The sequence below is a fragment of the Tardisphaera saccharovorans genome (genome assembly GCF_046635845.1).
GTDB lineage: Archaea > Thermoproteota > Thermoprotei_A > Marsarchaeales > UBA168 > UBA168.
In genome coordinates this window covers 84,154-102,930 of the sequence record NZ_JAQQXN010000001.1, presented here as the reverse complement: position 1 = coordinate 102,930, position 18,777 = coordinate 84,154, and the positions used below count along the sequence as shown (strand labels likewise).

Annotated in this window: 30 protein-coding genes and 1 pseudogene; 9 read left to right on the top strand and 22 right to left on the bottom strand. The window is 53.7% G+C overall.

The genetic code is table 11. The features are described from left to right. Positions 1–87 precede the first annotated feature (87 nt). The gene (locus PRZ02_RS00610) at positions 88–1,275 is read right to left on the bottom strand and encodes an MFS transporter (protein ID WP_449463921.1); all 1,188 of its coding nucleotides are present in this window, start codon (positions 1,273–1,275) and stop codon (positions 88–90) included. A gap of 194 nt (positions 1,276–1,469) precedes the next feature. On the opposite strand from PRZ02_RS00610, the gene PRZ02_RS00605 reads away from it, so the two are divergent. The 4 genes and pseudogenes from PRZ02_RS00605 to PRZ02_RS00590 form a co-directional block, all read left to right on the top strand. Next, complete coding sequence (locus PRZ02_RS00605; protein ID WP_449463920.1) at positions 1,470–2,249, top strand: SDR family oxidoreductase; 780 nt, start codon at positions 1,470–1,472, stop codon at positions 2,247–2,249. Between the two features lie 36 nt (positions 2,250–2,285). Continuing rightward, positions 2,286–2,522 (top strand): hypothetical protein, encoded by a 237-nt coding sequence (locus PRZ02_RS00600; protein ID WP_449463919.1) that lies wholly within the window; start codon positions 2,286–2,288, stop codon positions 2,520–2,522. A gap of 65 nt (positions 2,523–2,587) precedes the next feature. Continuing rightward, positions 2,588–2,974 (top strand): hypothetical protein, encoded by a 387-nt coding sequence (locus tag PRZ02_RS00595; RefSeq protein WP_449463918.1) that lies wholly within the window; start codon positions 2,588–2,590, stop codon positions 2,972–2,974. 22 nt (positions 2,975–2,996) lie between these two features. Then, a pseudogene (locus PRZ02_RS00590) lies at positions 2,997–4,136 on the top strand (hypothetical protein); the annotation flags it as partial. 103 nt (positions 4,137–4,239) lie between these two features. Here PRZ02_RS00590 and PRZ02_RS00585 read toward each other — a convergent pair. Further along, positions 4,240–4,842 (bottom strand): prepilin peptidase, encoded by a 603-nt coding sequence (locus PRZ02_RS00585; RefSeq protein ID WP_449463917.1) that lies wholly within the window; start codon positions 4,840–4,842, stop codon positions 4,240–4,242. Between the two features lie 313 nt (positions 4,843–5,155). On the opposite strand from PRZ02_RS00585, the gene PRZ02_RS00580 reads away from it, so the two are divergent. From PRZ02_RS00580 to PRZ02_RS00560, 5 genes are read left to right on the top strand one after another with little or no spacing between them, the layout of a single operon-like run. Next, positions 5,156–5,740 carry an adenylate kinase gene (locus tag PRZ02_RS00580; RefSeq protein ID WP_449463916.1) on the top strand — a complete coding sequence of 195 codons (585 nt, stop codon included), beginning with the start codon at positions 5,156–5,158 and terminating at the stop codon, positions 5,738–5,740. Positions 5,741–5,746: 6 nt separating this feature from the next. Further along, positions 5,747–6,310: a (d)CMP kinase gene (gene cmk, locus PRZ02_RS00575; RefSeq protein WP_449463915.1), complete on the top strand. Its 564-nt coding sequence runs from the start codon at positions 5,747–5,749 to the stop codon at positions 6,308–6,310. Beyond that, positions 6,282–6,527, top strand: coding sequence for a hypothetical protein (locus PRZ02_RS00570; RefSeq protein WP_449463914.1), 246 nt, complete (start codon positions 6,282–6,284; stop codon positions 6,525–6,527). The genes cmk and PRZ02_RS00570 overlap by 29 nt, the downstream gene beginning before the upstream one ends. A 19-nt stretch (positions 6,528–6,546) precedes the next feature. Next, entirely contained in the window at positions 6,547–6,825 is a 279-nt protein-coding gene (locus PRZ02_RS00565) for a tRNA pseudouridine synthase A (RefSeq protein WP_449463913.1), read from the top strand. After that, on the top strand, positions 6,765–7,514 hold the full coding sequence (locus PRZ02_RS00560; protein WP_449463912.1) for an RNA-guided pseudouridylation complex pseudouridine synthase subunit Cbf5: 750 nt from the start codon (positions 6,765–6,767) through the stop codon (positions 7,512–7,514). Before PRZ02_RS00565 ends, PRZ02_RS00560 begins: the two co-directional genes overlap by 61 nt. 86 nt (positions 7,515–7,600) lie before the next feature. Here PRZ02_RS00560 and PRZ02_RS00555 read toward each other — a convergent pair whose 3' ends face one another. From PRZ02_RS00555 to PRZ02_RS00460, 20 genes are all read right to left on the bottom strand, one after another. Next, complete coding sequence (locus tag PRZ02_RS00555; RefSeq protein WP_449463911.1) at positions 7,601–9,061, bottom strand: NAD-dependent epimerase/dehydratase family protein; 1,461 nt, start codon at positions 9,059–9,061, stop codon at positions 7,601–7,603. 44 nt (positions 9,062–9,105) lie between these two features. Next, positions 9,106–9,729, bottom strand: coding sequence for a DapH/DapD/GlmU-related protein (locus PRZ02_RS00550; RefSeq protein WP_449463910.1), 624 nt, complete (start codon positions 9,727–9,729; stop codon positions 9,106–9,108). Positions 9,730–9,765: 36 nt separating this feature from the next. Continuing rightward, the gene (gene secY, locus PRZ02_RS00545) at positions 9,766–11,187 is read right to left on the bottom strand and encodes a preprotein translocase subunit SecY (protein WP_449463909.1); all 1,422 of its coding nucleotides are present in this window, start codon (positions 11,185–11,187) and stop codon (positions 9,766–9,768) included. Between the two features lie 26 nt (positions 11,188–11,213). Continuing rightward, positions 11,214–11,636, bottom strand: a complete 423-nt coding sequence (locus tag PRZ02_RS00540) for an uL15m family ribosomal protein (protein ID WP_449463908.1) — start codon at positions 11,634–11,636, stop codon at positions 11,214–11,216. Between the two features lie 47 nt (positions 11,637–11,683). After that, on the bottom strand, positions 11,684–12,067 hold the full coding sequence (locus PRZ02_RS00535) for an uL30 family ribosomal protein (protein ID WP_449463907.1): 384 nt from the start codon (positions 12,065–12,067) through the stop codon (positions 11,684–11,686). After that, entirely contained in the window at positions 12,037–12,666 is a 630-nt protein-coding gene (locus PRZ02_RS00530; protein WP_449463906.1) for a 30S ribosomal protein S5, read from the bottom strand. The genes PRZ02_RS00535 and PRZ02_RS00530 overlap by 31 nt, the downstream gene beginning before the upstream one ends. Before the next feature lies 1 nt (position 12,667). After that, positions 12,668–13,270 carry a 50S ribosomal protein L18 gene (locus PRZ02_RS00525; protein WP_449463905.1) on the bottom strand — a complete coding sequence of 201 codons (603 nt, stop codon included), beginning with the start codon at positions 13,268–13,270 and terminating at the stop codon, positions 12,668–12,670. Continuing rightward, positions 13,267–13,704 (bottom strand): 50S ribosomal protein L19e, encoded by a 438-nt coding sequence (locus tag PRZ02_RS00520; RefSeq protein ID WP_449463904.1) that lies wholly within the window; start codon positions 13,702–13,704, stop codon positions 13,267–13,269. Before PRZ02_RS00520 ends, PRZ02_RS00525 begins: the two co-directional genes overlap by 4 nt. A 2-nt stretch (positions 13,705–13,706) precedes the next feature. Beyond that, positions 13,707–14,075 carry a 50S ribosomal protein L32e gene (locus PRZ02_RS00515; protein ID WP_449463903.1) on the bottom strand — a complete coding sequence of 123 codons (369 nt, stop codon included), beginning with the start codon at positions 14,073–14,075 and terminating at the stop codon, positions 13,707–13,709. A gap of 5 nt (positions 14,076–14,080) precedes the next feature. After that, complete coding sequence (gene rplF, locus PRZ02_RS00510) at positions 14,081–14,611, bottom strand: 50S ribosomal protein L6 (protein WP_449463902.1); 531 nt, start codon at positions 14,609–14,611, stop codon at positions 14,081–14,083. A gap of 66 nt (positions 14,612–14,677) precedes the next feature. After that, the gene (locus tag PRZ02_RS00505; protein ID WP_449463901.1) at positions 14,678–15,064 is read right to left on the bottom strand and encodes a 30S ribosomal protein S8; all 387 of its coding nucleotides are present in this window, start codon (positions 15,062–15,064) and stop codon (positions 14,678–14,680) included. Between the two features lie 7 nt (positions 15,065–15,071). After that, the gene (locus tag PRZ02_RS00500; protein WP_449463166.1) at positions 15,072–15,236 is read right to left on the bottom strand and encodes a 30S ribosomal protein S14; all 165 of its coding nucleotides are present in this window, start codon (positions 15,234–15,236) and stop codon (positions 15,072–15,074) included. 8 nt (positions 15,237–15,244) lie between these two features. Beyond that, positions 15,245–15,742 (bottom strand): 50S ribosomal protein L5, encoded by a 498-nt coding sequence (locus PRZ02_RS00495; protein ID WP_449464418.1) that lies wholly within the window; start codon positions 15,740–15,742, stop codon positions 15,245–15,247. Between the two features lie 5 nt (positions 15,743–15,747). After that, positions 15,748–16,470, bottom strand: coding sequence for a S4 domain-containing protein (locus tag PRZ02_RS00490; RefSeq protein ID WP_449463900.1), 723 nt, complete (start codon positions 16,468–16,470; stop codon positions 15,748–15,750). Beyond that, positions 16,440–16,982: a 50S ribosomal protein L24 gene (gene rplX / locus PRZ02_RS00485; protein ID WP_449463899.1), complete on the bottom strand. Its 543-nt coding sequence runs from the start codon at positions 16,980–16,982 to the stop codon at positions 16,440–16,442. Before rplX ends, PRZ02_RS00490 begins: the two co-directional genes overlap by 31 nt. Before the next feature lie 10 nt (positions 16,983–16,992). Next, positions 16,993–17,418: a 50S ribosomal protein L14 gene (locus PRZ02_RS00480; protein ID WP_449463898.1), complete on the bottom strand. Its 426-nt coding sequence runs from the start codon at positions 17,416–17,418 to the stop codon at positions 16,993–16,995. Then, entirely contained in the window at positions 17,411–17,740 is a 330-nt protein-coding gene (locus tag PRZ02_RS00475) for a 30S ribosomal protein S17 (RefSeq protein ID WP_449463897.1), read from the bottom strand. The genes PRZ02_RS00480 and PRZ02_RS00475 overlap by 8 nt, the downstream gene beginning before the upstream one ends. Before the next feature lie 10 nt (positions 17,741–17,750). Continuing rightward, a complete protein-coding gene (locus tag PRZ02_RS00470) occupies positions 17,751–17,978 on the bottom strand; it encodes a hypothetical protein (protein ID WP_449463896.1) in 228 nt (75 codons plus the stop codon). After that, positions 17,975–18,169: a 50S ribosomal protein L29 gene (gene rpmC, locus PRZ02_RS00465; RefSeq protein WP_449463895.1), complete on the bottom strand. Its 195-nt coding sequence runs from the start codon at positions 18,167–18,169 to the stop codon at positions 17,975–17,977. Before rpmC ends, PRZ02_RS00470 begins: the two co-directional genes overlap by 4 nt. Next, positions 18,159–18,776 (bottom strand): 30S ribosomal protein S3, encoded by a 618-nt coding sequence (locus PRZ02_RS00460; protein ID WP_449463894.1) that lies wholly within the window; start codon positions 18,774–18,776, stop codon positions 18,159–18,161. The genes rpmC and PRZ02_RS00460 overlap by 11 nt, the downstream gene beginning before the upstream one ends. Position 18,777 lies beyond the last annotated feature (1 nt).

Genomic DNA, 18,777 nt, shown 5'->3' with positions numbered 1-18,777 from the left:
TGCCGACACGTAATAAAACGGGTATTTGATGCCTCTCTCGCTTAGTCGCGAGCCCTTGGTAGGGCTCACTGATGTCGTCTTGGCAGGCTATTCGCTATCAACGGTCTGCGCGATCGCGGCTCCGACGCTCGCGCACGCGAACATCCCAAAAGCCGGGATGACGAGCGCCTCTTTGATCAAGTACGCGTATCCCACGATTATTGGGCCAATCACACCGGCAAGGGTATTAAAGGCCAGCGCTATCCCCAGCGCCGCACCAGCGTATCTCGCTGGCACCAGCTGACCGGGTATGGCGAACATCATAGTAGTGGGCATGTAACTCGTAAATCCCACGATCAAACTCATCGCAGCCATTTGATCCACGCCCCTTGTCCAGATCAGGCCAAGGAGAGCGACCCCAAAAGCTAACGACGGTACAACGAAGAGGGGCTTCCTTTTTCCCGTCCTGTTGGACAGGTAACCGGCTAGGAGCGTGCCGAAAATCCCGGCCGCACCCAGAGCCGAAGCAAGCGAGCTCGCAAGCACCAACGAACTTATGCTACCGTTTTTCACAAGCCACGTGACCCAGAAAGTGGTCACCGCCATGAACGGGATCGACTCAAAAAGGACCGCCACTCCGAATTTCCAGACGTTAACGCTCCTCAGAACACCCTCTAAGCCATGGCCTTCGTCCTTGCCCGAAGCCTGCGCGTCACTCGGCGACCCATAGGGGCCAGGCCTTACCACAGCGCCGTATATGGCAAGGCCGGTGAGCGAAAAAACCAATCCAATCATGAAGTCCTCCCTCCACCCGTAGCGTTCCAGCATGATGCCAGCCAGAACTTCGCCCCAAGCAATACCTATGGGAAGCGAGGCGGCCCAAAGTCCAATGGGAAACGCTGACTCCTCGGGTTTAAACCATTGCTGAATGGACGCGGCGCTTGCTATGGCCAACGCCACCGCTCCCATACCGACAGCGAGCCTTCCGAGAAGAAGAATTGGGAGCGACCGGGCAAAATAACTCGTGCTCCAGCCGATCGCAAAAAGAAGTAGTCCCAGAACTCCTGCTTTTCTCGGGCCCCAGCGATCCAATATGAGACCAGCTGGCATGGACATGAAGAGAGAACCCAGGAAGTAAAATGTGGAGATATAGGCGGCCGTGGCCACGCCTGTCCTGAACGCGCCCGCAAGAGGGGTCAACACCGGCGCAACGATGGCAAAGGCGAATCCGGTCGTTATCATGTACACTCCGATCAACGTGACTAGCATTATGGGCGCGAGGCTTACGGCGCGCAATTCTACCCACTGTGTTACGCGCTTGGCCCATAAGCCTTGTTGGGTGTTCTATCAATCAGGTGGTCAGGGCAGCGAGACCTGCGGTAGCGTCAAGGCCAAATCTCAACGGCTCACGGTCTTTGAGGACCGTTGGATGCTGTCGCAGGCGATGCCCTTCTACGCGAAAAGGCTTTACGCGCCCCCTTTCACTAATTATGGCGTTCGAAGACCTAAGGGGAAAGGTTGTTCTTGTGACGGGAGCTTCAAGGGGACTGGGAAGGGCCATGGCCCTCGAGTTTCGCAAGTACGGTGCTCTGGTAGCTGCAAACTACAACGCCTCGCGCGATAAGGCCGAGGAGCTCAAAAAAGAGGCAGGTGAAGGACTGGAGATATTCAGGGCGGACGTCTCCAACAGGGAACAAGTGAAGGCGATGGTGAATCAGGTAAAAGCCACCTTTGGACCGATTGACGTCCTTATCAACAACGCGGGGACTTGGTTCCTTGGAAGCTTTGAGGAGTTTGACGAGGCGAAGTTTGAGAGCATGTGGAGAACCAACTTCATGAGCATGGTCTACACCTCCCTTGAGGTAATACCTGACATGAAAGCGCGCGGAAAAGGCGCAATCATAAACGTCTCTTCCAACGCGGCCCTGGGGACCGCCGCAATAGGTACCACTTTCTACGCCATCACCAAGGCAGCCGTTATAATGCTCACGAGGAGGTTAGCCCTCGAGCTCGGGGGTAACGGGATAAGGGTTAACGCCGTCGCGCCAGGGTGGATAGAAACCGATCTCACAATAGGCGGCAAGAGCAAAGACGAAATAGAGAGGATGGAACAGTCATTTAAGTCTAGGACAATGCTTCACATGATAGGAAAGCCAGAACACGTAGCCAAGCTTGTGGTCTACCTGGCCTCCGAGGACTCGGGCTTCATGACCGGACAAACGGTGGTCATGGATGGAGGAAGGATAGACTACCTAACTCACGGCATCTAGAAAGAAAAACGTAAACGCGAAGCCGCCCATAGAATTATGATAATGTTTGAATCCGATGAGGAATTCGTTAAGGACTTCTACGAACTAAACGAGGAGGAAAGGATAAGGCTCGTGCAAGATCTCAAGCATCTGGCCGGCGGTTGCAGCGGGCCGCTTCTCTTCATGGGTCCTTGCGAGAAGATTAGGAAGGAGTTTCTAAAGGCTTGGAACTGCACCCCTGTGGACATATTTGGCGACTCCTCGGGTATGCCAAAGCCGATGCTTAAGCGGTAAATCTCGCTGGGCTTATTTGGGAAGCTATTAATCGCCTCCCATAATCCTATCCCTCCTTTTATCTCATGAAGGGTTTATCTGAGGTAGTGGGTTCTCTCCTCTTAGTGGCTCTCACGCTTGGGGCCTTCGCCTTGATCTGGCCATGGCTCAGCTCCAACCTTCAAGGCCAAGCCGCGACCTCCGCTTCCTACGCAAGCGAGCGCGCGGAACAAAGCGAGGAGCTTCTGTCTCCCGTGTACTTTCAGCAAGAGGGCGATAAGACCATCGTATATGCCTACAATTACGGGAACTACCCCTTCACCGCTAAGGAGGCACTTGTCGCGGGGCACCTGGTGAAGGCCAATGGGACCGTTGATCCGGGTTACTTAGCTCCCATAGAGGTGTTTGGGGTCGGGAGCTCCATAACGATCATAGGGGTTGGAGGTGTTGAGTTTACCTGGCAGGGGAATTAGCGGCGTGCTGGCGGCGCTGTTGATGATTTCGCTCATGTCAGCTACGGCGCTTGCATTCGCGCTTTCCTTTAACACGGCAAGCCGCAGCGTGTCGCGTTACGAGGAATCGGATCACTTAGTCCAGCTGAAGGAAAGCCAAAGGCTCAGCGTCAACGAGGATGACTATCCCGTGATTAACGTCAGCGGATATGGGTACTTGGCATGGGCTCTGGCACCAGCGGAAATCGGAAAGCCGCATCTTGTTAGGCTCAACGTCTCGCTGCGCGGGACAACGACAATAAATCTGACCCGGGTTTTCGGCTACACCCCCTCATCAGCGCTTGTGGTTACCTCCCTCGGAAATGTCTGCTCGGTGACGGGATCGGAGCCCGAGTTTTCATCGAATACCACATCAGCAGCCCCCGGATCTAGCGTGGAGCTGTTGGTCAAGAAAGGCGACCATCCCTTTTACGAGCTGTTTTGGAACGGCATTAAGGTGGCCTTTGGCAGCGCGGACAGGAATTTCGTCGTTTCAATGCCCAATGTTCCCGGTTCTGTGGAGGCCATGATTATCTGGTATTCCGGTCAGTGGGAAAGGGAGGGTATGGCACAGCTGCTGATATGGTGCAAAAGCCTACCTCATCAAGCTCAATCCTTCCAAAGCCCAAGCCAAGAGGCAAGCCAAACGCCAGGTGCCAATGCCGAGCCCAACACCAACTCCGAAAATTACGCTGGCGGGATGGGAATAGTCCCAAGCAGAGGGAACTTCAACCGCAATTCGGAAAACTTGCCGAATAACTCTAGTACCGGTCAAATTTCAAAGCCGTCGCAGACCAACGATTGGCCCAGGTGGATAGTGGTCCTTGGAGTACCGCCCAATTCAAGGGCAACGATCGTGGTTGGAGGCCTCACGCTCAAGCTGCAGGCAGATCAGGCCGCCGTCGATCCAGATCCTGAAGCCCCCATATATCCCGAGCCCCTCATCGCACGTCGCGTCGAGTATGCCCCCGTAAAAGTTCAAGAGGGAAATACCGCGTTGATTTCTTACGCGCCCGAAAGTTACTACGTGCAAATCACCTCAACGAACGGGGGAAGCGCTGAGCCCCTCTCTGGCTGGTATCCAACAAAATCATCGATCACCCTTAGGGCCTCTCCTGAAAGGGGTTACCGCTTCGTCGCCTGGGTTGGAAGCGCTTATTGTGGCATTTACCAAACGCGCGTTCTCGTTATTAACGGTCCCCTCGCCGAGAAAGCCATATTTGCGCCAGTCAAACTCGCGGGCCGCATCAACCCCAAGCGACCACCAGAAAAACGGCCGCCGCGGCCAGAAGAAAGGGCATGTAAGGAAGCGCAGGGGAGGCCCAAACGCTTTCCCCTGGAATCCTTTTTTTCGCCTCATCTATCAGTTCCTTCATAGATCTGGGATCTCTTAGGTCGAAGGCATAATTTCCATCGTCAAGCCTTGGAAGCCATACGAGACCCAGTTGATCCTTCTTAACCCTATAGGTAAACGCAGCGGGCGCGCCCGTGTTGTCCTTCTTCCAAACAAGGCTTGCAAATGCTCCAAGCTCGCAAAGAAGCGATAAGATGAAGACGGGGAAGTAAGCGGGAATCCCAGCTACAGGCCAAGAGAACGACAGGACCACTAGCGCTATGCCCAATGGATCGGCCTCTCCCATGAGCCCTGTCCTTGCCATTAGGTAAGCGGCAATGACTATAACCGCTCCAGGAATCAACTGCACGAAATCCCTTGAAGATAAGGCGTAAATCGCGATGGCCGTGGGAATCGACATTATCCAAGTGAAATCGGATATCTCTCTTTCTTTGACGTCTTGCCACGAGGCTATGCCCAGAAAAACCAAGCAAAGCACTGGCAGTGGGTCGAACACGACTTACAGTTTTGCCAGCGTATATGCTTTGAGGTGGCAAGCAGACGTAGCCACGCCAAGCGCTCGGAGGTCACCCATTCAACGCTTAAGCCCTTGGAAGAGAAGAATGCCAAGAACTCGCTGAGCGCGTGGCAAAGGCCATGCGCGCGGAGAGATCCCAGCCGGCAATCCCAGCGCGTGAGCTCACCTATGTCCCATTGCGAAGTCACATTTCACAGATTTACGCACTTGATCTCGTCCGATCCCCTCGTCCAAGGCTTTCGCTCGCTGTTGCCGTCAATCCAATGCTTAAGTCCTAGTGGTCGATAGTGTTATGGCTGGTAAAGTAATTGTGGTTGTAGGAGTACCCGGAGTTGGAAAGACAACCGTTCTGAACGAAGCAGTGAGGCAAACTAAAGAAGCAGGGATACAGCTTACCGTACTGAACTTCGGGGACGTGATGTTCGAGCTCGCAACCTCCCAAGGCCTTGTCGAGGATAGGGACCAGATAAGGAAGCTGAGAGTTGACACACAGATAGCCCTTCAAGCTGAGGCAGCGCGCGAGATAGCCAGAAGGGCGGCAAGCGGTTCCATAATCCTAGATACCCATGCCATCATTAAGACGAACGAGGGCTATTGGCCTGGGCTTCCTGAGCCCGTGATAAGAGCCCTTCACCCCAACCACATAGTCGTGGTCGAGGCGGACCCTGAGGCCATAGTGGCCAGAAGGGCGAAAGACCAGGGCGTAAGAAACAGATCAGACGACCAGACGGTCGAGGAACTCAGGTTCACCATGGAGGTCAACAGGCAGGCAGCCATATCTTCCGCTGTCCTCTCCGGGGCCTCGGTGCTTTTTGTCAAAAACGAAGAGGGAAAGGCCAGCGAGGCCGCTTCCAAGATAGTGTCGTTGCTGAAGTGAGCTAGCGTGCCAGTAATTGCCGTTAGCGGCCCTCCGGGCTCGGGAAAGTCCACTATCGCCAGAGCCGTAGCAGCAGAGTTTGGCCTCCGCTACGTCTCGGCGGGCTCCATTTTCAGAAACGTCGCAAAACAGATGGGCATTGGGCTAGATCAGCTCAGCATCATGGCAGAAAGGGATCACAGCATAGACAGAGCCATAGACGACGAGACGAGGAAGGAGGAGGAGAAAGGGAACGTGGTGCTCGATGGGCATCTCACGGCATGGATCGCGAGGGATGCCGTAAAGATATACGTGAAGGCCTCTCCAGAGGCCAGATATGAAAGGATAGCCAAGAGGGATTCCACAACCCTTGAAGAGGCCACAAGGGCAAACTCCATAAGAGAACGCAGCGAGGCCGCACGTTTCAAGGAAATTTACGGATATGACATAAACGACCTAACCATATTTGACCTTGTCATAGATACGACCTATGTCCCAGCGGAAAGCGCTAACGCCGTGGTCATAACTTTTTTAAGGGCCCACAAGAAGATTAAGGGCGCAGTTGAGGATAGGAGTTCCTCGCAAGGGTGAGGTCTGCGTCATAACGGCCGGCAGGCGTTCAGGAAAGAAGTGCGTCGTGCTGAAGCCCCTCGACACGCGCTTCGTGTACGCAGCCTACGCAGAAAATGGGACCTTAAAGAAAAGGGCTTTCAACCTAAGGCACGTTCAGCCAACCGGCGAGACCGCATCCTTCAAAGAAGAATCGGAGCTCCTAGCGATTCTCAGCGCGCGATCAGCACGGTTATAAGCGGCTAACAAAATAAGATATGGATTTTTTGGTTATAAAGGATGAGGAGGGGGAGGATCACGGGGAGGACCCTTGGCACAGGGAGATCAAGAGACATCTCTCGCTAGGCGTCATAAACCTCGACAAGCCAAGTGGGCCAGGCAGTCACGAGGTAGCTGCTTGGGTTAAGAGGATGTTTGGGCTTAGCAAGGTCGGTCACGGAGGGACCCTTGAGGCTTTGGCCGGGGAGATCCCGCCGTGTCCGGTGTACTCCCATTGGCCCTTGAAAAAGCCACGCGGGCGCTTAAACCACTCATAGATTCAGATAAAGAATACGTGTGCCTCATGAGGCTTCACGGCGACGTCGACGAGCGCGAGCTGAGAGAGGTACTGCGCCAGTTCCAAGGGGAGATATACCAGAGACCCCCGCTCAGGTCTTCCGTGAAAAGGGTTAGAAGGATACGCACAGTTTACAAAATAGACGTCATAGAAGTAGACGGAAGGGACGTACTCTTTAGGGCTCGCGTCGACCCAGGAACGTACATGAGAAAGCTTTGCGTTGACGTGGGCTATGCCTTGGGGGTGGAAGCGCACATGGAGGAGCTCAGGAGGACTAAAAGCGGCGTGTTCGAGGAAAGGGATTCCGTGGACCTCTACGACGTGTACGAGGCCGCTTCTGAGCTCAAAAAAGGCAACGAGGAACCCGCGAGGAAGGTGGTTAGGCCGCTTGAAGAGGCGTTAAGGGAATTTCCGCAGGTCGTGATATCGGATGCAGCCGTGGACCCCGTTTGCAGGGGAATGAAGCCAAGAGGGGAGGACATCCTCATGGTCGACAAAAGAATTCAGACAGGTCAACAAGTGGTCGTGGCGACCAAGAGAGGAGAGGCCGTAGCCCTCGCGACCTCGAACTTTCCCTTTGACCAGCTTGCTTTAAACAAGGAACCCCTGAAGATAAAAAGGGTAATAATGGACGCTGGCCTTTACCCAAGGCCCTTTGGCTCAGCTTAGCTACCCTCATCATAGGTCAGGGTGAGATAGGCTCCTCACAGCCGAAAAAGGAGGCCCATAGCACTTAAACTTGTCGAGGTTTCAAATCAAAGCAGTCCTTTCTTCTCCATCCACTGCTTTGTCTTCAGGATACCGTCCTTGAAGCTGGTCACAGGCGAGTAGCCAAGGCCCGTTATCTTCTCGATGCTTGGGTAGCTTATCTGCGGCTGAGCTTCAAGCTCGCTCCTGGGACCGGCCAGTATGAGCTTCGAGTGGCTTCCGAGTATGTCCACTATGGACTGAGCCATCTGCGCTACGCTCATGTGGCTTCCGGTCCCCACGTTATAGGCTTGACCTATGGCCCTTTCGTCTTTCAGGATCACCTCAAGGGCCTTCAGGTAATTGCTGACGTGATATGGGTCGGTTACGTCCCTTCCTGAGTTGTATAGGGTAATTGGCTCGTCCCTCACCGCCTTCCTTATGAATATGGGGACTGCCCTGTTGGGCTTATCATGCTCTCCAAATATGAGCCAGGATCTCGTTATGGAATAGGGTATCCTTTTGGCCATGGCGTAAGCGGATATCATGTACTCGGCAACGACCTTGGTATGATCGTACGGTACCCTTGGAGCAAAGGGGTCATCCTCCCTCACTGGATTCCTAAGGGGAGCCCCGTAAACGTTAGAGGAATTGTGCAGAAGCACCGGGACATCGCCTCCGAAGAAGGCCTCTGAGCCCGGAACCGATATGTCGTAAACGTAGCCGTCATACTCTCCCTGCGCCTTAAGCATCTTGAGCTCGTCGTCGCTTATTTGCTCTATCTCCGTTATCTCAGCCCCTTGGCTGAGCGAGGACTTCAAGAGGGCGTTCTCATCTGGACCGCAGGGAACGCCGTAACCATCGTCAGGGAACAGGTAATCGGTACCCGCTTCTAGCGTCCTTACCTCCCTGGCCTTGAGCATACCGTCATCAGTAAGCACGAAAACCGAGTGATCACCGGTGGCCACAACGCTTCTCTCCGCTCCCTTCTTGTACCATATCCTGTAGAGGTCCTTTTTGCCAAGCCTATGCCTTATCACAGACGATATGGGCATGTAGTCCGCCTTCCCAGTGAGCGGGTTAACGCTCTTTACCGTGACATCAGATATGGGGACATCCCAAAGAGCTGATATGGGAAGGCTCATCTCCTTTTGCCCCCACTTCACGTGGACCTTCGTGCTTCCCAAGACCGAGCTGGCGTAGACGAACCTCTTAACTCCGATGCGCGAAGAAGCCTCGAGGAGGTTGAGCGTGGAAAAATCATTCACGAAGAAGGCCGAGTATGGATCGCTTATGGTTGACGAAAGGGTCGTGATCGCCGCGTAGTGAAGCACGTAATCAGGCCTTTCCGACTCGACCAACCGTATCACGGCCTCCTTGTCCGTGAGATCCAATTTCGCGTAACGCGCGCTGAGATCCTCGGGCTTTTCCGCCACGTCAACTGCCACGACGTCATATCCCGATTTGCTAAGCCACTCGGCCACGTTGAAACCTATGAACCCCGAACTACCCGTCACAACGGCTTTCAACGGCCTATCATGAAAGAAAGATACCCGGTTATAAGAGTTGGGTATCACATTGGCCTTGCGGGAACCCCTACGACGGTCTCGCCGGGCTTCACGTCCCTCGTCACCACCGCGCCCGCCCCAACCCGGGCCCCCTCGCCTATGACGACACCCGGAAGCAGCACCGCGCCAGCTCCCACGCGGGCACCTTTCCTCACGTGAGGCCCCACCAATGGCTCAGGAGGTGTAAGGAGGTGCTTATCGTTTGTCATTATGACGTAGGGACCAAGGAAAACGTCGTCTTCGATCACCGTGTATGGAGGAATATAGACCCCTGTCTCGATCCTGACGTTCTTTCCCACCTTGACCTTTCCATCTATTACCGTGTAGCTGCCCACAAGGGTTCCTTCCCCTATTTCTGTCTCTTCCCTTATCATCACCCTATGTCCGAAGGTGACACCCGAAGATATCCTTACCCCCGAGTAGACTATGGCTCCAGCCCTCAAGTTGCATCCATCACCTATGTCGGTGAGCGCCTTTTCCCCGTGTGATGCGGGATGGCCTATCTCGGAAAAATCGCCAATGGATGTGCCCACCCCAACGCTGAGCGGTCCCCAGAGCTTAACGAAGTCGCCCAGCTGCACGCCTTCCCCTAACATGACCTCGCCTAACTTGACCACGTACTGAGCCATGAGCAGAAGGCGCCAGCGCTTTTAAGGGTTAAAAAGTCATGACTTACCCAAGAACCTCTCGAGGCCTGGGTATATCTCCAGGAACTCCTCCTGCACAAGCTGCTGGTAAAGCTGGAACACTATGCCCACGGCGAGCAGTATCCCCATGCCAGTTCCAAGCGCTCCTAGCATATCCGCAACTCCAGCTATCACGCCTACCACAAGCCCGCTGATCAGGGTAAGGGCGCTTATTGGGCCCTTGAGCCTACTTTCTATGACGTTCGCCTCTCTTCTGAAGCCGGGTATCTGAAGCCCGGACTCAACCATCTGCTCTGCCTGCTCCCTAGCCCCCATGCCAGAAACTTCAACCCAAAGGTAAGCAAAGATAACCGAGAAACCCACCAAGAGAGCGAAGTTTCCAATCGCCTCAAGCGGGTGACTGGCCGTCATCGCAAGGCCGGTGGGTGCCTGGAAGTAGTAAAGTATCCCGCCCGTGGGAATGGGGTTCGATGGATTCGTCATGTTAAAGGTCCCAATGAAGTTCAGTATGGGGTTGCTGTTGTTGGGGTTCCAGATCGTCATGACCCTTTCCCCAAAGAACAAAAGCTGCGCGAAGAGGATGAGGGCAAGCAGTATGGGAACGTTGCTCACGTAAAGGAACTGAAGCGGGACCTTCGACCTAAGGCCCCTCGCCTTCTCGTAGGCCACAGGTATTTCAACGCTCATGCCCTGAAGCCATACAAGCAAAAGCGTTACGGCAATCATGGATATGAAGCCGGTCATGTCGGGGCTTCCCTCAGGCCTTATGAACGCCGTCCAAACGGGCATGTGCTTTTCGATAACGTAGATAAGGTAGGGAATCGCGCCGAGGGGGCCACCGGATATCATGACGGGAGAAATCGAGTCCATGACAACGGACTCGGCAACGCCGGCCAATATGAAAAGCGAGACACCGCTTCCAATACCCCATCCCTTTTGCAGGAGCTCATCCATCAGCATTACCACGTAACTTGCGAAGAGTAGCTGCGCAAGCACGAGGACCTTGTCCAGCAACGTAAGCGAGCCAAAGGCCCCTCCCAATATGAAGGCTACGCTCTCGTAAAGCGCGAATATTATGGTGAGAAACCTCTGAGAGGCAGTGAACTTGGCCCTGTCATCCTCGTTAGACAAATCTATGTCAATGAGCTTTGAGCCAGCCAATATCTGCATCACAAGGCCCGCTGTCACTATGGGGCCTATCCCAAGCTGCATGAGAGTACCGTTCGTGGAAGCGAATATTATCCTAAAGGCGTTTAGCTGCGCAAAGGCAGAAGAAACCGAAGAAGATATCCCGTAAAGCGGTATATCAGACATCACAAGGTAAAGTACCAGGACGACACCGGTCCATATGAGCTTCTCGGTAAGCGAGGTTTTCTTTGCTGGCTTCCGCGGACCGGGTATGGCGTTGCCCGGCGGCGCCAGGACGTCTATGGCGCGCATGATGTTTCAAAACCCCATCCTCATTTTTAAGCGTTTTCCGCAGTTATTACTTCTCCTCCTGCCCGCTTTACCATCTCCACGGCCCTTGCGCTTGCGGCGTTAACGTGAACCTTAACCGGATGAGTTACCTTTCCCTTTCCGAGGAGCTTGTCTATTCCCAGCGCGGTCAAGTCTATTTCCTGCTTTCCAGCGCTTAGGGCATCGAGGTCGTAAAGGTTTATGGTCTTTACCGTCCTCCTAACGACGGGATGGAACCCGTGCCTGCCGTAAACCCTGATTCCCTCTTTGGCAAGCTTTATTGTAAGCGACCACTTGCCCTTATGGTACCCGCTCTTTCCGGTTCCTCCTCTGGCGCCCTTTCCCCTGTGCTTGCCAACCCTTCCGTATCCCATGCTCCTCTTGCCCCGATACTTGTGAGTTCTCTTCTTTATCTTGCCAGGTGACGGCATTAGATTTCACCCTACACGGTTTACAAGCTTTAAGCGTTCCCCCATCTTCAAGCCATGCGCTTAAGCAAAGCGGTTATGTCCGCCCCGATGTTCCCCCTACGCCAGCTGTAATCCTTGTAGCCCTTCTTTGGAGGATGAAGCCTCACAAGCCTTGGCAAAAGCGACACCTCGCCGGACCTTATCTTGTCTACCTGCTCCTGGGGCAGCTTTGCCCTCTCGCATATTAGGGACACCGCCTCGTCGTCCAGCGGTCCCCAAACTACCTCCCTTTCGACCGCTGCAAGCATTCCCCTGTAAGACGGAGTGTCGTCAATCACCACTGCCCAGTGCTTCCTCTTGAGACCTAAGTACTCGAGCGTTTGAAGCTTCTTGGGAGAAAGACCAGCTTCTCCAGCAAACCTTATGACCAAAACCTTCGAAGCCTCGACCAATCTTCTTGCCTCCTCATGGTTTCCATGTTCTTAAGAGCGTCAAAGGCAGCCAGCGCCTGATTGGGCGTGGTCCTCGTCTCGCCAAGGGTCCTGCTCCAGACGTCGCTTATGCCTGCCAGCGCGAGGATCTTCTTTATGGTATCGCTGGCCACCAGGCCGGTTCCCCTAGGAGCTGGGTAAAGTATCACCCTGACGGACCCGCTCTTCCCAACCGTCACCGAGGGTATGCTGTGGGGCTCTCCGCAGCCGCACTCCCAGCTACCGCACGCACGGTGAACGTAAATCAGGTTCAGCTTAGCTGCCTCTATGGCCTTGTTTTCTGCATCAAGGACCTGAGCCGCCTTTCCGGACCCTATCCCCACAACGCCATCCCCGTTGCCGACCGCCACCGTTACCCTCATCCTCCTTACGGCTCCGGCGTCGGTCTTCTTCTGAACGTTCTCCATGCTTATCCTTTCGACCCTCATATCTGGGATAAGCGCGTCAACTATCTGTACTTCCCTTATGGGGAGGTTCAAGGCAAAAACCTGAGATATGGTCTTTACCTCCCCAGAAGCAACCATCGCGCCAAGCTTAGTCTTAGCTTTCCACTCTGACATTTTAAGCACCCAAGCTCTTCCTTATCTCATCAAAGTGGGCCGGAAGGCCCTCGGGCTCCAAGCCCCTGCTTACGTACCTTGAGAACCTCTGAGCGTAGGCCTTCTGGTCCGCTGCCTTGAGCTCGGCGGCGTACTTGGCCAGCGCCTCCATCCTCAGAGCGCTCTCGTCTAGCGTCGCCTCCTCTCCCACGTTAACTGGTAGGCCTCCCTCCGAAGCCCCCATTAGCAAGGCGAAAACCCTTCCACCCTTGTGCGGGGAGTGCATACCGAGGTCCGGCACGACCATTTCCGCCTTAAAGCCCGACTCGCGCGCCACCTTTGCTAGGGCCAGTCCGGTCAAAAACGCCGCGGCTATATTGTCCTCGTCGCCCTTCCATCCAAACTTCGAGAGGTTTCTTGAGGAAAACTCCGCCACGGTTTTGTCTCCATCTTCACCGTAGACCACTAGCTGAGCATTTATGTAGCGGTTCGACTGTCTAACCACGAGGCGAGGAGCGCCCGATTGAAGCAGTCTAAGCCTTCTCCTGTAATCGGTTCTCCGCTCTCTCTTCCTGCGATATCTTGACAGGTAAACCTTCTTAGGACTGTGCGAAGTCATGATCATCTACCCTTGTTCAAGTACCTCTTGAGGCTTGAGAGGCTGGCAAATGCATTCCCCTTAACCCTCATGTAAAGGGTCCTGTAGGTCTTCGGATCTATCTCGTTTCTCTCCTTGAGCTCCCTCAAGTATGCCCTCATCTTTCTAACCCTTTTAACCCATAAAACGTCAAGACCCCTCCTGGCGTTAGCCTTACCCTTGCGACTTCCCATGCCTGCCCTTTGTCCCCTGCTCTTCTTCCTTGCAAGCACTCTGGCCCTACCTCTCGAAGGCGACGATTGAGGTCTCTTTCTTATGATGCCATTGTCTATGAGGTTTCTCACGTCCTCCTTAGTTATGGCCTCGGCCACGTCGTCCTCCCGATTGGGGTCGATCCAAACGCGGCTCTCCCCCACACCTAGCAACGAGGCGGCGAGCCTCCTCTGAAAACTCAAGTCCATATTCACTTACCCCCGTTTAACACCTTAAGCTTTAGCTCCTTAGCCACCTCCAGGAGCGCCTCCCTTTTTCTTCTTCCCATACCCGAGGAAAGATATACGGCGCGTCCAGAAGGCACCGCGCGAAGCTCTTTCTCGTTGTGAACCACCGATACTGCAAAACCGGACGGGTGCAGTCCTCTGACTTCCTTTGGCGACCTGAAGCCTGGAGATGGCATGGGCGTGTGACCAGCCACCTTTCTCTTTATCTTGCTGTCGTCCCCTCTCGGCTTCCTCCAAAAGGTCCCCACCCTCTTGAACTTGAACCAGTTCGTCCTCCTGAACTCCCTTGCGCCCGCGCGCTTCTTAATTATCTTCTGCCTGATTTCGCTCATTTACATCACGCTTTTATAAAAATTCCATCCTGGAAAACCCTGCGGTCGTAACCGCTGAGCTTACAAGCAGACACTATATTCGCTGCCGTTTGCCCAACGGCGTACTTATCCGGTCCCCTGACCTTTATGATATCACCGTTGACCTCGACCTTGGTATCCCCCACTATGTTCGCGTACCTTTTTCCCCTTTCCCCTATGAAGTTCTCTATGACAACCTTGTTGCCTTCAACGTGAACGTTCATGGGGAAGTGGGAATACGCGACCACCAGGGTCTTTTCGTACTCCTCGACAACGCCGGTTAGGGCGTTTCTGATAAGCGCGACCACAGTACCGAACATGGCCCTGTCCTCCTTCTTAAGGCCCGTTCCAGTCACAACTATGGAGCTCTCCTTTTGTTCCAAAGAGTAATTGCCCATGGGCAGCCTAACCGTTAGCTGAGACTTTCCTTCAACTTGTACTGTCCTCTCGTCTTTGAGCTGGACCTTAACCCCCTCTGGGGGAGTGATCACCTTGGTCAAAGTCAGCGATTTAGGCATCTCAAAAGAAAAGGAGGGGAGTATTTAGGGGTGACGTCTTCGCGGGCAGAGACTAGGCAAGGAGCATCAGTAGGCGTAAGCTATGAGGACACCGCCTATCCTCTTATCCCTTGCTTCTGAGCTGGTAAGCACCCCAAAGGGGGTCGAGACCAAGAGCACGCCGACGCCCTTTCCCGGAAGAAATCTCACGTCTCCAGATATTAACTCGTCGCTTTGAAGGAAGAGCGGAGGCCTTATGGCACCGCACTTATTTATCCTGCCGAGCAACTCAACCTTAAACTTCCCGTTCCTCCCGTCTTCTATCAGCTCGAAGTCCCCTATGTACCCGAGCTCGCGCAGTCTAGCGAGCGTTGAAGCGGCGAGCTTGCTCGCGGGATAAGTTATCACCTCTTTCTTACCCCTTTTCTCGGCCTTATATATGGCGTCCAAAACGTTTGAAAGAGAAGAAGCCATTTAGCGATCACCTATACTTCTTAAAGCCCATATCCTGAGCTATCTCCCTGAAGCACTGCCTGCACAGGTGAAGCCCGTACGCCCTAATCGGGGCATCATGGCTCCCGCACCGGGAACACACCTGCGCTCCTCTTCCGTACTTCCTGACCTTTGCAGGTTTATACTTTCCCATCTCTATCACTACTCAAAGACGACTCCAAACTTCTTGGTCATGAACTCCTCCGCTTCCTCCCTGCTCACGTATTTCTTGGGCGGAAGCGAACTCGGGTTCTCTCTGCGAAGCGCAACCCGCCTTCCAGGCTTGCTGAGGGTTATGGCCACATTCATTCCAAATATGCCGAGCTCCGGCACGTACTTCGTACCGGGTATGGTTATGTGCTCGGCTATGCCAAAGTTGTAAGTTGACCGGCCATCAAAGCTGCTGGCCTTTATCCTCTTATTAACCGCTGAAAGGGCCCTATTAAGAAAGTCCTCGGCGGCCTTACCCCTGAGCGTAGCTACCGCTGCCATGGGCTCACCCTTATGTATTCCGAAGTCTCTTACGGTACTTTTCGCGCGAGTTATCACCGGCTTTTGATCGACCAGCGATTGAAGGACGGTGACCGCTGCATTTTGCCTCTCTTGCCTTCCAGCGAAGGACATGTTAACGGTTACCTTCTCCAACCTAACCTCATCCATGGGATTCAAGCGCTCTTCACCTCCTGACTGGAAACCGCGTCAACTATCCTCTGGTCCACCACGTAAATGTGATCCTTTGACGTTTGGAAGGCCTGCCCCTGAGGGGTGCTTATGTTAACTTGATCTTCCGAAACGGAGGAAACGGTTCCAATCACTCCCTCGTTCTTACCTCCTACAACTATCACTAAGGACCCCTCCTTGAGCTGAAGTTCCTCCTTGGGCACCCATTTCTCGCCCGATGCCTCGAGCAGCAGGGTTGAGCCAACCTTTGCCGCGCTGAGCTGGCTGTCTTTCGCTAAAAGCATGTTGCTCCCGTCGTGAAATCCAATCTGATATTTCCCGGCGTAAAGCGCCTTCCTCTCTACCCTCAGGTAACGAGGGCCCTCGTAAGGGATCGGGTACAACCCCACTCCCTTCTTCGGCAATATGCAGTAATTTCCATAAGACTCCACGGAGACGAGGTCGAATGGGCCAACTGGAAACTTGTCTTCCTTGCGTACCTTCCCGTTAACCCTAACCTTCCCGGTCGCTATGGTGATCCTTGCCTCCTTGGCCGTGGAGGCCAGGCCAAGCACATCCCTTATCAGCATCACAAGTGGGAGAGAGTACTGCGTAGAATGAGGACCCGGCCTTGGTTTTGCCAGGAACCTCATGCTCTTCCCCCCTCTTGGCCAGGAGCTCGGTATGCTGCTGACCTTCATGTGCCTACTTCCACCCTTATTGGCCATCGTTGTTCACCCTCCTGTTTCTGCCCCTCCGCTTGCTGCGGCAGGGCAGCGCTCTCCTTAGGCTTTTCCTCCTCAGGCTTTTCCTCCTCTTGTGTCTCGCTTCCCTCTTCAGGAGCAGATATCTCCCTCTCAACCTCCGCGGTTATCTCCTTTCCAGTCTTCCTGCTTATGATTTTCCTTCTCCACTTGTCCCTTAAGTTCAACCTGGTAATTTCGACGTTGGAAATGGAGATCTTTGGGTATATGGTATCGCCCTTTCCGCTCTTCTCCGTTATTCCAACTACTTCTATCTTCCCGAGCTCGCGATGAACCGCGCGCACCCTTCCATGTCTACCTGCGTAATCTCCCTTAACGATCCTCACGGTATCCCCTTCCCTCACGGGCATTGACCTTATACCCAAACGACCTCTGAGAGAAGAGGATAAGTGAGCGTTAACCAAGTACTTCCTGTGAAATGGATCGTCCCTAAACGTCTGAAGCACTAATCTTTGAGTTGAAGGTTTTTTACTCAAAACAAACACCTCATATAACCATCGTGGCCAGGCCAGCCAGCTTTACCACCCTTTCTGCAGCCTCCTTGGCCACCGGCCCGTGCACATCTGTCCCCTTCGGATCGCCATCCGGCGTCAGAATTACCGCCGCGTTGTCCTCAAACACGACCCTTGTGCCATCGGGCCTTCTTATCGGCATGCGCTGCCTCACCACGATGGCTTTAACTATCTGCCTTCTCATCTCGGGATTCCCAACCTTAACCGAGGCGGTTATTATGTTGCCAACCGTTGCCTTGGGATATCTCCTTATCCTTCCCCTATATCCTTCTACGGATATCATACTGATTATCTTCGCCCCGCTGTTGTCGGCGCAAACCAGCTGGGTCCCAGCGACTATACCGCGCGAAAGGTGCGGCCTTCTAACCTCTACCGCTTCTTTACCTCCTCTCTTAACCATGAGCTCTCACCCCTAACACGACGAACGACACCGTTTTCGATATGGGCCTGCACTCGGCCACCAAAACCTCGTCTCCCTCCTTTATCTGAATGCAAGGCGGGACATGGGCGTGTATGCGGGTTCTTTCACGCTCGTATCTCTCGTACTTTGGAACCCACTTTGCAACCTCACGGACAACGGTAGCTGTCCTGTTCATCCTATTCGATTCTACCCGGCACTCGAAAACGGTTCCCCTCACGGTCAAATCTCCGTGAAATGGGCAATTCTTGTCGGTGCAGGCCTTTTCAGGGGCCTTAATACCATATAACTCTTGAGCTGGCAACGATCTCACCTCACTCTCCTAATAGCCTTTTTAGCCTTTCTTCAAGGCTTCTCTCGTAAAACACCCTTGAGATACTCCTTCCCTCTACCTTAAGTCCAGCCAAGGATCTCTTCGGATACGTCTTTCCTTTAACCACCAATGTGTTCTTGGTCTCAAGCTCGCACTCTCCCCCTACCTTTTTACCGTTAAACTCAAACTCGACGTGCTTCCCTTCAAAAACCAGGTCAACCGCTTTCACTTCTGCTCACCAAGTAAAGTCAGTATTCTCGCTATGTTCTTCCTCACAACCCTCATCGTTCCGGGCTTGTCAAGAGTACCCTTAGCGGCTTTTTCTGAGCTCAGCTTCAGAAGCTGCAACCTCTGATCTTCCAAAAGCTTGAGAAGCTCCTCCCTCTTCATCTTCCTTAAGTCCGAGGCCTTAAGCGACAACTTGCTCACTCTCCCTTTGCTGCTTTACGAGCACAGCGTCTACAGGGACTCCTGGCTTGGTGATCCTCACCTTAACGCCTACCAATCCCTCTTTAAGAAGTGCAGAGGCCTTACCGAGCTCGGTCTGCTTTCCCAAGACCATGCCGCTCTTGTATATCACGCCAGTCGTAAAGCGAGCCATCCTCGACTTAGCTATGGAAAGCCTGCCCCTTATGATGATCTCAGCCCCTCTTGCCCCGCTTTGCATTATATTATTTAACGTGGTGTTCGCTATCTTTCTGAAGTACATCCCCCTTTCCAGTTGCTCGGCTATACCAAAGGCCAACGCCTGCGGCTCCAAGTTTGGCTGGTCCAATCCGTAAACCAAGACGTGAGGGTTCTCAATTTTGTACTTCTTCTCAAGCTCTCCCGTCAGAGCTTGTATGTTGTTACCTCTTTGCCCGATGACAAGGCCCGGCCTCTGTGCGTACAAGATTATCCTTGTTCCAAGCGGAGCCTGAGCTATCTCAACCCTAGCTAAGCCGGCCGAGCGCAAATTCTTGAAGAGCTGATCCTTTATCATGGCGTACCTAAAACCCTTATCGACGAAGTACTTCTTTACGAGCACT